General features: G+C 50.5%; 8 protein-coding genes and 1 tRNA gene. All 9 read left to right on the top strand.

The window, feature by feature from the left end:
• Positions 1–1,098, top strand: a 1,098-nt coding sequence (locus B2T33_RS10160; RefSeq protein WP_286791925.1) for a toprim domain-containing protein, incomplete at its 5' end; no start/stop codon positions are given.
• A gap of 116 nt (positions 1,099–1,214) precedes the next feature.
• Positions 1,215–3,296 (top strand): RNA polymerase sigma factor RpoD, encoded by a 2,082-nt coding sequence (gene rpoD / locus B2T33_RS10165; protein WP_286791926.1) that lies wholly within the window; start codon positions 1,215–1,217, stop codon positions 3,294–3,296.
• A gap of 106 nt (positions 3,297–3,402) precedes the next feature.
• Positions 3,403–3,479 (top strand) — tRNA-Ile (locus tag B2T33_RS10170).
• A 973-nt stretch (positions 3,480–4,452) separates the two neighbouring features.
• Positions 4,453–4,974 (top strand): TnsA endonuclease N-terminal domain-containing protein, encoded by a 522-nt coding sequence (locus B2T33_RS10175; protein WP_210514500.1) that lies wholly within the window; start codon positions 4,453–4,455, stop codon positions 4,972–4,974.
• Positions 4,971–7,061, top strand: a complete 2,091-nt coding sequence (locus tag B2T33_RS10180; RefSeq protein WP_286791927.1) for a Mu transposase C-terminal domain-containing protein — start codon at positions 4,971–4,973, stop codon at positions 7,059–7,061. Before B2T33_RS10175 ends, B2T33_RS10180 begins: the two co-directional genes overlap by 4 nt.
• Positions 7,039–8,004 carry a TniB family NTP-binding protein gene (locus B2T33_RS10185; protein WP_286791928.1) on the top strand — a complete coding sequence of 322 codons (966 nt, stop codon included), beginning with the start codon at positions 7,039–7,041 and terminating at the stop codon, positions 8,002–8,004. Before B2T33_RS10180 ends, B2T33_RS10185 begins: the two co-directional genes overlap by 23 nt.
• Complete coding sequence (locus B2T33_RS10190) at positions 7,991–9,544, top strand: TniQ family protein (protein WP_286791929.1); 1,554 nt, start codon at positions 7,991–7,993, stop codon at positions 9,542–9,544. Before B2T33_RS10185 ends, B2T33_RS10190 begins: the two co-directional genes overlap by 14 nt.
• A gap of 173 nt (positions 9,545–9,717) precedes the next feature.
• The gene (locus tag B2T33_RS10195) at positions 9,718–11,196 is read left to right on the top strand and encodes a Fic family protein (RefSeq protein WP_286791931.1); all 1,479 of its coding nucleotides are present in this window, start codon (positions 9,718–9,720) and stop codon (positions 11,194–11,196) included.
• A 650-nt stretch (positions 11,197–11,846) separates the two neighbouring features.
• Positions 11,847–12,272 (top strand): helix-turn-helix domain-containing protein, encoded by a 426-nt coding sequence (locus B2T33_RS10200; RefSeq protein ID WP_286791933.1) that lies wholly within the window; start codon positions 11,847–11,849, stop codon positions 12,270–12,272.
• Positions 12,273–12,497: the final 225 nt, after the last annotated feature.

Here is a 12,497-nt window from a genome sequence, read left to right on the forward strand (position 1 = left end):
TATATGGATGTGATTGCCCTGCACCGTGCGGGCTTTCGCGGGGCAGTGGCCCCACTTGGCACCGCGGTGACCGAAGAACAGATTGGCGAACTTTGGAAAATGACCAACGAGCCGATCCTGTGTCTGGATGGCGATGTTGCCGGCAAGCGCGCAGCGGTGCGTGCCGCAGAACGCGCACTGCCGATTTTGCGCCCTGGCAAGTCATTGCTGTTTTCGATCCTGCCCGAGGGGGAAGACCCTGATAGCCTGATGGCGGCCCCGGACGGCTTTAACAGTTTCCGCAAAATCATCGAACATGCCGTGCCGTTGGCCGAGCTTGTCTGGCGCATGGATGCGGGTACGCACAAGATTGATACCCCGGAACGTCGTGCAGCCCTTGAGGCGACGATAAATCAACGCATTTCCGTGATTGCGGATGAAGCGGTGCGGTCGCAATACAATTCGTTTTTCCGCGACCGTATCTGGAAACTGTTCAAGGGTGACCGGGGCGGAAAGCCCGCAAACCGGTCGGGAAATTCGGGCAATTTCCAAAATAAAAAATCCGGATGGGGTGGCAAACGCGGAAAAAATGACCATTTCTGGGGTCCGGCCGGTAAAGCGGTTCCGGGCATGTCGCGACCGCCTATGCAAAAGAAGCGTGACCTGCAAGACTCCATTCTTTTGCTGACATTGATCAACCATCCTGCCTTGCATGATGAGATTGGTGAACAGCTGGGAATCTATAGTTGTGCAGACTCCGCGCTTGACAATCTTCGTCGGGCCGTCTTAAAGCTGCTTGACGATGATCCTGGACTTGATTGCGAAACGATCAAGGCCCAATTGGAGCGCGACGGGCTGTCAGAGACAGTTTTGCGGGTGGTTAGTGCCGATGTTATTGCGCACGCCGCTTTCGCCAAGCCCGAAACGCCGCTCGAACGGGCCCTGACGGGTTGGAAACAGGTTTTTTCCATGGCTGTAAGCTCCCTGGAGGACGAAGAGGCAAAATACGCCGTCCGACAGTTGGCAGCAGATACCAGCGAGGAGGAATGGGAAAGATTTTCTCACAGACGAGAGGATCTGGCCCGACGCCGGGAGAAAGTGTTTAAGCTCGACGACTGATCATTGATCACGTGTGTGGTCTGGATCAGCGATCGGGCTATTTGTGATTTGCGCTGAAAGACACGGCGCTTGGGACAACAACGGTACGAACGTACCCAGCGGGAAACGGGGAATAGATGTCGTCTAAGACTTCGAACGCTGAAGAGAAAAAGAACTCTTCTGAAAACGCAGACGGACCTCTTCTCGATACATATAAGTCGGCCATAAAAAAGCTCATTGCCAAGGGCAAGGAGAAGGGCCACATCTCGGTCGATGAGTTGAACGCGGCCCTGCCATCCGAGCATTTCTCCTCGGAGCAGATCGAAGACGTGATGAGCAATCTCAACGAGATGGGCATCAATGTCATCGATGGCGATGAAGCCGACGACAATGACGACAACGACGATTCCGATGCTGATCCGCGTGGCAACATCTCCGAAGATGATGTTGGCCGGACCGATGATCCGGTGCGCATGTATCTGCGCGAAATGGGCAGTGTTGAACTGCTGTCGCGCGAAGGCGAAATCGCCATTGCCAAACGTATCGAAGCCGGTCGCGACATGATGATTGGCGGGATTTGCGAAAGCCCGCTGACCATTCGTGCTATTGTGAACTGGCATGACCAGCTTCAGGCTGGCGAACTTTTGCTGCGTGACGTCATTGACCTTGAAACCACCTATGGCGGTGGCCCGGAAGCGGAAATTGCCGCGGCCGAAGGTGAAGACGAAGAAGATACCGACGTCGATGCAGAGGCAGATGTCGAAAGCTTCGAGTCGGCCAATGACGACGATGACGAAGAAGCCGAGACCGAAACCCCGGCCGGCCTCACCGATGAGGCCGAGGAAGACGAGGACGAAGAGGACGACGAGTCTGAAAAGTCCGAGGATGAAGAGGGTGAGGCCAGCGCTGACGGCGACGATGATGACGACGATGATGAGAACGAGCAGGTCAACGTTTCGCTTTCCAAAATGGAAGAGGAGCTGACCGAGCAGGTTCTCGAGAAGTTCGAACTGATCGCCAAGACCTATGAGAAATTGCACAAGGCGCAGGAACAGCGTCTGGTGGCAATGAACAAGGGTGAGGCCGTTCCGGCCGCGACCGAAAAGCGCTACAACAAGCTCAAGAACGAGATGGTTGACCTGATGGAAGATGTTCACCTGAACAACTTCCGTATTGAGGAACTTCTCGATCACCTGACCGGGTTGAACAACCGTCTGCTCGGCCTTGAAGGCAAGCTTCTGCGCTTTGCCGACCGTTGCAAGATCAAACGTCCCGACTTCATCAAACAGTATCAGGGCCATGAACTTGACCCGAACTGGATGGAACGTGTTGGCGGCTTGCCGGGCAAGGGCTGGAAAACCTTTGTTGAACGCTATTCCGAAGAAATCGCCAACCTGCGTGAAGGCATCGGTGGTGTTTCGGCCGAGGTCGGTTTGCCGGTTGGCGAATTCCGCCGCGTTTACGGCGTGGTCAACAAGGGTGAACGCGAAGCCGGTCGTGCGAAAAAGGAAATGATCGAGGCCAACCTGCGTCTCGTGATCTCGATCGCCAAGAAATACACCAACCGTGGTCTTCAGTTCCTTGACCTGATTCAGGAAGGCAACATTGGCCTGATGAAGGCGGTGGATAAATTCGAATACCGCCGTGGGTACAAATTTTCGACCTATGCGACCTGGTGGATCCGTCAGGCGATCACCCGTTCGATCGCCGATCAGGCGCGCACCATCCGTATTCCGGTTCATATGATAGAGACCATCAACAAGCTGGTCCGTACATCGCGCCAGATGTTGCATGAAATCGGCCGTGAACCGACCCCGGAAGAGCTGGCAGAAAAACTCCAGATGCCGCTTGAGAAGGTCCGCAAAGTTCTGAAAATTGCCAAGGAGCCGATCTCGCTCGAAACCCCGATCGGGGACGAGGAAGACAGCCATCTTGGCGATTTCATCGAAGACAAGAACGCCGTTCAGCCGCTTGATGCTGCGATCCAGGCCAACCTGCGTGAAACAACCACGCGCGTTCTGGCATCGCTCACCCCGCGTGAAGAACGTGTTCTGCGTATGCGTTTCGGGATTGGCATGAACACTGACCACACCCTCGAAGAGGTTGGTCAGCAGTTCTCCGTGACCCGCGAACGTATCCGTCAGATCGAAGCGAAAGCGCTGCGCAAGCTCAAGCATCCGTCGCGCTCGCGCAAACTGCGTTCGTTCCTCGATTATTAAGAAATTACGCGACGTTCGGGCTTGACCTTGGCCGGAAAATCGCTAGTTTTCGGGACCGCACCGGACCACCGGTGCGGTCTTTTCTTTACCCGGACTTTTGTCTTGGGGGCCCGTAGCTCAATTGGTTAGAGCCGACCGCTCATAACGGTCTGGTTGGGGGTTCAAGTCCCTCCGGGCCTACCATTTTTTCTGATGTCGAGTGCCACAAAAGTTGAAATTTTCGCCAGAGAAGATGAAATTCTCGCCGGAAATGATGAAATTGGCACTCGACAATGCCCCTGTTGGCAAAAAAGCTTCGAATAAATAAAGCTCCTTTCCCGTGATCATAATTCACTATCTTCGTTGGCTGAATTGCGTGGCCGATTTTAAATGATCGGTTCCCTTACCTCTGTGTGAACGAATATTCAGCTCCGGTCTGATGGGCATTCACGGACAATTTTTTGCATTTTAAGCGAAATGGTTTCTTCGAGTCCCTACCTATTCCCAAACCTCTGAAAATTTTGATGCCGAAATAATTGTCCTAGGCAAAATTTTTTTGATCTCAATATCGGAGCATCTGACAGAACGTTCTGGCTTTTTGTCGCGTTATATTCTGAATTTTGAATAGGAGGCTGATACGACTATTACAATGTATCAATCTCCCGAAATTGACGATGAACACCGCAATTTCCCATCCTGTCTTTTCGCAAAATGCAAAAAGACATTGTATCGCTACCTTCTCAAAAAAATACCAGTTCACGCATAAAAAACGCCCATCGCACCGGCTCAGAAAATTGTGAGCGGTGTGGGTAAGGTCGTATGGAAATGAGGGGGCCTTGACCTTTAGGTGATCAGTCGGAAACATTCTTTCCAACGAAAACAACCCATGAGGCCCAAAACGCAAAAACCGCCCCAGAATGTCTGAGACGGTTAGGTACGTCGCTAAAGCGAGATAAGTTGGTAGCTCCTCCTTTAGCACGTTCCTTCCTCTCAGGCAAGCATTGCGTGTCAAGCACGCCACAGGACCACTTTGCCTAAATTCAGCGATGAGGAGAATGATATGCACAAGCCAGGACGGAGGGTAGTAACCCCTAGTAAAGGCCGCGTCGTAGGCCGTTTCTTTAGCAGCAGGAACAGGCGTTCAATTCCATGGGAATCTCAGCTCGAACGGGATTGCATGAGAATTTTGGATGTCCTGCCCGAGGTGGAAGCGTACTGGTCGCAGCCGGGCGGGTTCATCTACGAGTTTGCCGGGAAACAGCGGATTTACTACCCGGATATCGAGGTCAAAACTCGCACGGGACGTAAATTCATCGAGGTCAAGCCGAACGATAAACTCTTAAAAGGTGACACATTCGATAGGTTTGAAGTCATCCGGCTTGTACTTCAGGGTGAGGGATATTCTTTCGAAGTGTGGACAGAAGACCAAATTCGCCCAGAGCCGCTGGTCTCAAACGTTGATCTCTTGCAACCTTATCGTCTGCTAGGTGGAACAATATATTCCACTATTTCGATCGCACGTGCCTTTGGCGGAAGAAAACGGATATCAATCGGTGAACTTGCGCGGCAAATAAGTGCGGATAACGCATTTGAGGCCGTATTGCCTTATATCGCGGAAGGCAAGCTTTGTGTCGATCTCAACAAGCCTATAACCGCGGATAGCCTCGTATGGTTTTACGACGGGGAGATCGAACAATGACAATGATCCATATTCCGGTGAACTCTCGAGTTCGTTTAGACGAGGCAGTTTATAAAGTCACCTGCCACACCGAAACCGGTGAGTTGAACCTCACATGTTGTCAAACGGGTAAGCCTCTTCTGATCTCCACGCGAGAACTGGTGGAAAAAATCATCGACGGTGAAGCGTCAATAGATCAGAAAGTTCCTGAAACGATGGTCAATTTAAAAGGTCAAATTGAAAAACGGTTTGATGCTTTTAATGAGAGGGATAAGGCAGTTGCGCGCGAACGGCTAAGTTATGTTGAAAAAGTCGATGAGCATCTTGCCGAAAGCAACTTAACAACAGCCATAAATGACGTGATCCAGAGAGCAGTGACGGGCGGGATTTCCATGCCGCCAAGTTTCACTGCAATTTGGAGGTGGTATGATGCCTGGATCAAAGGTGGGCGGAACATCACGGCTCTTCTTCCACGGCACCATGTGAAGGGGCGACGGCCGACATGTCTGTGCAACCGGTCGTTTGAAATACTTCAGGAAGTTATCGAGGATCACTACCTCATCCGAACCCCGAAGACGAAACTCGATGTTTTCAAGCTGTTTAAAGGCCGGTTGGTAAAAGAAAACAAACTTCACCCAGAAGCTGGGCGTATGCATGTACCCTCGGCGCGAAGCATCTACCGTTTTCTTGCAGGGCTCAATCCCTATGAAGTGATGGCAGCCCAAAAAGGACGAAAAGAAGCTGACAAGGTTTTTGCCTCTGTCGGAGCTGGCGTCGGGGCGAGATTTCCTTTGCACATTGTGCAAGTGGATCATCACTTGATGGACATCATCCTGAGGCTTCAGTCAGGGCACGTTATTGGAAGGCCTTGGTTAACAGTGGCTTTGGACCTTTACAGTCGAATGCCTGTTGGGTTCTACATTAGCTTTGAAGCACCGAGCTATGTTTCAGTCATGCATTGCTTGAAGCATGCAATCCTTCCAAAAGAGCAATATCTCGAACAAGTATTGTCGCAAGTCAAAGCCCAACCGGGTACCATGATGGACGCTAAGTTCTCATCAGAGTGGCCGTGTTTTGGTTTGATGGATACTTTGGTTCTCGACAATGGTCTGGAGTTCCACTCGCAAGATTTGCAGGACAGTTGCAGTCAGCTAGGTGTTTCACTGGAATATAATCCGGCTCGTACACCTCATTATAAGGGCGCAGTTGAACGCTTCTTCGGAACGTTAAACACGAAGCTGATCCATACCTTGCCCGGCACAACATTTTCCAATCCAGAACAAAGAGGTGACTATCCGTCTGAGGATGCCGCCTGTCTAACAATTGAGGACTTGGAGTTCCTGCTGACGAAATTCATCGTCGATGATTATGCGGTTACAGTTCATTCGACGCTGGATCAGTTTCCGCTGGAGAAATGGCAGGACGGAGTGCAGAAGCATCCGGTTCGTTTCATCTCCGATCAGCAAGACCTGTCTGTATTGCTGTTCAAGGTTAAGCTAAAAAAGCTGACCCGAGCCGGTATCAAGATCATGGGATTGCGCTATCAGTCGGATGCCGTGCAGTTGCTTCGGCAGCTTCTGATGAAAAATGGATCAGGGAAGAATGTAAACCCGAACGTTCGCGTCAAATTTGATCCCGAGGACTTGTCGACGATCTTTGTCGAGGACCCTCACGCGAAGGTTTTCCTCCCAGTCACATGCATTTACGAGACATATGCGTCGCAACTATCGATTTGGCGTCATCGCATTATCCGCAAAGCGATGCTCAAGCAAAAGCTGGACCTGAGAAAATCCTCGGAAGATGAATTTCTCGAAGTGCGGCAGTCATTGTTCGAAGTGGCTGAAGATCTCATTAAAAGTCGCCAAAAAAGAAAACGCAAGGCGGCCAATCGTGTCAGCAGCGAGGAAAGGAAAGCTGGCAACGATAATGGTCCGCTGCCTGCTTCGGACGGTGCTGCTGAAGATGATACTGACGATGTCATGCCAGCTACCGAATTCACTTCACCATTTCAGTCGCCTGAAGAACTTGACGAGGAATTGAAACGACGGGGATGGAGGTCTTCGCGTGCGGGAAGGGAAAACCGTGATGGGGGTGAAGCTGATGCATGAGTTCGAGAAACTCCTTACCGAAGAACAGGCTATTAAACTTGCTGCATTCCGGGATCGCAGGATTGCACATGATGCCTTTCAGGATGCGCTGACCAAAATTGCGAATTTCCATCAAACAGGACGTCATGCTGCCCGGCCGGGAATTCTGACAATGGTCGGTGAAACAGGAGCAGGTAAGACCTCCATCATTGAGGATTACTGCAATCTTCACAACGAGAGCGGCCAATTCAAGAAAGTACTGTTCGTTATTGTACCTGAGAGTTGTACGATCAAGAACCTTGCCGCGAGCATACTTATGGCTCTAGGAGACCTGTCGAGTGTGAAAGGCACCCGGCAGGACATGGAGCTCCGGATCAAAGACTATGTTGATCGCACGGGTGTCGAGATGCTGATCTTTGATGAGTTTCAGCATCTGACCAACCGCGGGAGTGCAAAACGACAGTACGATGCGGCAGACTGGTTAAAAACTCAGGTAGAGATATTGCGCAAACCGATCGTGTTTGCGGGGCTACCTGAGGTTCATAACATTTTCGCACTGAACCCACAGCTTGAGACGAGAAGAAACGGCAAGATAGGCATTGTGCCATTTGATCTTGATACGGACGAAAACCGCAGGTCCGTTTTCCTCTTCTTTCATATGCTGAACAAGCACTTGCCACTCCCAAGGCCTGAGTTTTCCGCTCTGAATGATCCGAACGCGATCAAATATGTGGTCGATGAGAATAAAGGACTTCTCGGTCACATGATGAAAGCTGTCTATCGTGCGACCGAGAAAGCAGTGATTGAGGGAGATGAGACACTCCGGTTTTGCCACCTGCAAGATGCTGTGCAGGAATTGGGACCTGTGACCTTCGAGGTTGGGCAAGCAACGATCCGTCCTGGGAAAAAGAAGAAATCAAGGGATAAAGATGGAGGAAAGGAAAATATCTATGACCTCCTCTAGATCCCTCCTTTTTAAATCGCCCCCTATCCAAAACGAGAGTTTGGTCGGCTATCTGATCAGAATAGCTGAACTGAACCGGTATCCACGCATGTCTTGGATCGGAAACTTGGCCGGGGTTAATCTCACGGAAGAAACCTTGTCCAAGATGAGCAGCCGTCTCGGGCGCTTAGCTAAAGTTGTTGGCGCTTCAGATGCGGAGATGAAGTCCCTCTGCTACTACGTAAGTGCGAAGGGAAACAATCTACACGTTATCCTGTCGATGGGAGAGATTATCCCCAAACAATACCTTTACTGGCCAAGTCAACGTGTCTGTTTTTCATGCTTGCGCGAAAAAGGCTTCGTTTCGGGTTTGTGGGATCTGAAAGCCGTTACGCACTGTCCGGAACATGGCGAATTGTTGCGTGATGCCTGTCCTGCTTGCAAGGAGCCCGTAACTTTCAACAGGGGGCGCATAGCCCCCTGTCTACTCGGGTGCCAGTATAGAGGTCACGGAAGTGAGTGCCCGGACTCAGTCAGAGCACTCATGCAACTCATCTCCAACAAGTTCCTTGATAGCAAATTCGATTTGACCGAGTTCGGTTTCCCGAAACAGATTGTGGATGGCGATCTTTATATGCTCCTGCAGACGATATCCTTCTTGGCGATGCGCTCCTGGCGTGGAGAAGGTGATATCGACCATGGATGGTTGGAAGCAAGACCTGAAACCATGATTGAAAAGATGGATCATGCTTCCGGTGCATTGGTTAACTGGCCTTCCGGGTATTTCAAATTCCTCGATGATATATGTGCGGGTAAAGGTGCGCCGAATGGTGCAATTGTGATGCACTGGATGTTCGGTGGTTTTTACAAAAGCCTGGTTTCACAGCAAAAGGAGTTGGGGTTCCTGTTTGATGGGCTTCAGGATTACATGAACCGTCGACTGAATGATCGCATTTTGACAGGTAGAGGGTGTCCTTCTGTACTGAAGAAGCGTGATCGACGGATTTATGTGCCGGGCTTTATTGCTCGAAAGCAATTGGGCGTTGGTCGCCAGGAATTCAAACGCCTTGTCGACCGGCATTACCTTCAGAGCAAACCCTTCGACACCAGCTATGGTAAGATGATCTGCGTGCATCGTGACAGTGTGCGGGAATATGGCGAAACCAGATCGCGTTTTGTCGGAAGAAAGGAGCTTGCAGAAGAACTCGGTCTGTCCCTTCACTCGCTCTACAGTCTGAGTACCGCGAGCATTCTTAATCCATTTCATTCGCCCGAAAAGGACGGCTGGCCAAAGTGGTGGTATGACAGGCAAACCGTCGATGAATGGTTGGATGATTTGCGAGAAAACGCTAAGCGACCGGCTACAGGTAAAAGAACAATCCAGTTGTCTAAAGCTGTCGCCAAATACAATCATATGGGCCTGACATATAGCAAATTGTTCAATGCCATAAACCACGGGGCTCTGAGATTATATCGTCGGCGATTGGATACTGAAAATCTGCTGGACTATTTTTCCTTGGACGAGGCTCAACTGAGTAAGTGGTACCTCGCTCGCGGCTAGATATGTGGCATCGATTTTCACATAGCAAGCATTCGCTAGTTGGAAATATCTGAGCTTTGAATGGCTTTTTTGACGATCCTTATTCGTCTATTTGTCAATAAATCCATATCTTATTGTTAAGTTTGTCCAAAAAGTGCTTGGGCTATTCATGCTTATTGGCGGAATTGTTGCATATGCAGTCGTTAAAAAATCTGCCTGAACTTTTCACGACCTCACCATCGTCGCGGCAGATAATTTCCTATGCACTGAAGACGAATAGAGTGAGACGGCTGGCGCGCGGGCTGTATACCAAAGATATAGATACACCGCTCAAGGACTATGTGCGCCGTCATCTTTGGGAAATCGTCTCAAAGCTATACTCAGAACCTGTTCTTGATGGGCGTACAGCCCTTCAGAATGGGCCAGCCAATGATGGGTGCATCTTTCTCGTTACCTCAACCGGCCAGAATACTGTTCTGCCTGGTTTGACCATTTATGTTCGCCGTGGGCATGCGCCGCTCTCAGACGACACCAGAACCAGAAACGGCGTACGTATCCCGAGCCCGGCACGTGCCCTGATCGAAAACATGGTTCCGTCCCGTGCCTCTTCACGGCGCGTCGCGCGAACATATAGCCAGGATGAAATCGAGGCGTATCTCGATACCTATCTGGAACGTTATGGGGAAGACGGCCTAAGCCGGTTGCGTGATCAGGTGCCTGCGGTCGGACAGCAGTTGGGAATGACAAAGGAAGCTGAAAAGCTTGATCAGGTCATTGGTGCCCTGCTCGGTGCAAATAATGTGCTCCCAGAAGTTGCCAGGCGAACAGACAAGGGCGAAACCCGGATTGATGCTGATCGTGTGGTTCTGTTTGAAAAGCTGTTTACGGCACTGCACGAGTTCATCCCCTCAGATCGCCCAGTCTCTGCCATAAACCCAGCCAAAAATGAGCTGAGTGCTTTCTATGAGGCTTACTTTTCCAATTTCATTGAGGGAATTAAATTCGACGTAGAGGAAGCGCGGGACATCATCCTTACAAACAAGGTTCCCCAGGGGCGCTTAGAGGATGCTAAGGACCTTTTCGGGACGTGGCAGGTGGTTTCTGGTGCGGCACACATGTCTTCGCCCCCAACGAGCTTTGACGCCTTTATTCGCCAATTAAGAACAGATCACGCTAGCGTCATGCAGGGGCATTCGAGCAAGAACCCTGGTGTGTTCAAGGCCAAAGCCAACATGGCAGGAGACTATGTATTTGTGTCTCCGGAAAAGGTGGCTGGCACCCTGGAAGAGGGATTTGCCATGCTTAATGAGCTTAAGGGTGGATTTAGGCGTGGTGTGTTTGCCATGTTCCTGATCAGTGAGGTGCATCCCTTCGATGATGGCAATGGACGGATGGCACGCATTGCCATGAACAGAGAAATGTCGGCTGATAATCAGTCGAGAGCTATAATCCCCCCAGTCTTTCGAGATACATATTTTGCTGGTTTGAGAAGTATGTCCCGAGTGGGAAATACAACGGCTCTGATCCGTATGCTTGATTTTGCTCAGCTTTGGACATCTGAGGTGCTGTGGCAGGATTGGGCTGAAACGCGCAGCATTCTTGAGGCATGTAATGCGTTTCTGGAGCCGGAAGAGGCGAATGAACATGATCGGCGTCTGATGCGCCCGCGATAGGTGTGCCGAAGGCCGGACGCGGGCTCAATTCAAGCCAGAGATTGTGGTAAAGTCACGTTTGGTAGACTAGATGATTTCTCGTCCTACTGCAGGAGATGCTTCCAGCCATTCACTGTGTGCGTTTGCTTGCACGAGTGCTTCCGAATCTGTAACGGCCAGAAGGTCGTCCAGCGAGTAACAAGGTGTGTTTCCCTGACGAAGTAGGAGTGCGCCATCCTGCACTGATGCAAAAAGGGTCTGCCCCTCTTTAAGGCTCAGTCTGGCAACCAGATCATCAGGCAATGTCAGGGCAAACTCACCATCTCGCTTTGAAATTTTACAGGGATACATTTTGGGGGCTCACTGCTCAAACGTTCACGCCAGAACGGGTCAGATAGTCGGAGATGCTTTTGGGTTTTAAGCGTTCCTTCATTAAAACCTCGTTGGCTGCAGGCTTCATTGGTTTGCCTTAAATTCACGCTGGATGAAAATGGCTGAAGCTCAAGCTTGTGAAGTGATTATAGCATTTCCGCTGCTTGATGGCCATTTTTCATGCGGAAAGAGATAGGAGCTTCGTGCGGCACGCAACCAGGGTTTTGTGGTAAAGTGGAGCCTGTCAGGAAAGCTTGCTGTTCCAAATTGAAGGATGGTCAGCGACGGAGAGTATGAGGATGATACCAACTTCTTCGGATAAGACGAAACTGCGCGATGCTATTGATGCAGCGAGAGAACGGGGACGAAAACTGTCCGCCGAGATCCTTGCTGGTGAGGAAATGAAAACCTCTGAGGAATTTGCTGCGCTGCTGGGAGTTTCTGTTGCAACTGTACACAACAGGCGACGTCGCGGGGAGCTATTAGGGCTCAAAGGTGCAGTGAAAGGATATCGTTTTCCTATCTGGCAACTCAACAAAGACGGAAAACCATACGCGACATTTGTCGAGCTACATGAAAGTTTGGGCGGTTCTTGGTCGGTCTATCGGTTGTTGACGCAACAGCATGGCGAACTTGATGGTTTGACGGGGCTGGAAGCGTTGCAAAGAGGTCAGGACTATCAAGTTGTTGATCTGGCCGACACTGTTGGTCGAGACTTTAGCTGAAATCACGTTTGCCCGATGAAGTTCCGGCATCCAGAAGAGTATGAAACTCATTGCATTTCTGGCCATATTGGCCAAGAAGAGAGAAATAACAGACCTTAAGTGAGACTTGGCCCCTTAGTGCGAAAGGTGTGAAACATTGTTTGGGAGCTGCAATCGACTAGGGTTTCTCGGAAATGTCGACGGTTGCTATATATGAGATACTATTTTTTTGGGGGGGTGCTGTGG

The organism is Thalassospira sp. UBA4513 (assembly GCF_002388495.1).
In the GTDB taxonomy this organism is placed as follows: Bacteria; Pseudomonadota; Alphaproteobacteria; order Rhodospirillales; family Thalassospiraceae; genus Thalassospira; species Thalassospira tepidiphila.

Bases quoted from the DNA above. Each gene is read 5' to 3' on its own strand.
- B2T33_RS10185 (WP_286791928.1), top strand. From the start codon at position 7,039: ATGGGGGTGAAGCTGATGCATGAGTTCGAGAAACTCCTTACCGAAGAA.
- B2T33_RS10190 (WP_286791929.1), top strand. From the start codon at position 7,991: ATGACCTCCTCTAGATCCCTCCTTTTTAAATCGCCCCCTATCCAAAAC.
- B2T33_RS10180 (WP_286791927.1), top strand. From the start codon at position 4,971: ATGACAATGATCCATATTCCGGTGAACTCTCGAGTTCGTTTAGACGAG.
- B2T33_RS10200 (WP_286791933.1), top strand. From the start codon at position 11,847: ATGATACCAACTTCTTCGGATAAGACGAAACTGCGCGATGCTATTGAT.
- B2T33_RS10195 (WP_286791931.1), top strand. From the start codon at position 9,718: ATGCAGTCGTTAAAAAATCTGCCTGAACTTTTCACGACCTCACCATCG.
- rpoD (WP_286791926.1), top strand. From the start codon at position 1,215: ATGTCGTCTAAGACTTCGAACGCTGAAGAGAAAAAGAACTCTTCTGAA.
- B2T33_RS10175 (WP_210514500.1), top strand. From the start codon at position 4,453: ATGAGAATTTTGGATGTCCTGCCCGAGGTGGAAGCGTACTGGTCGCAG.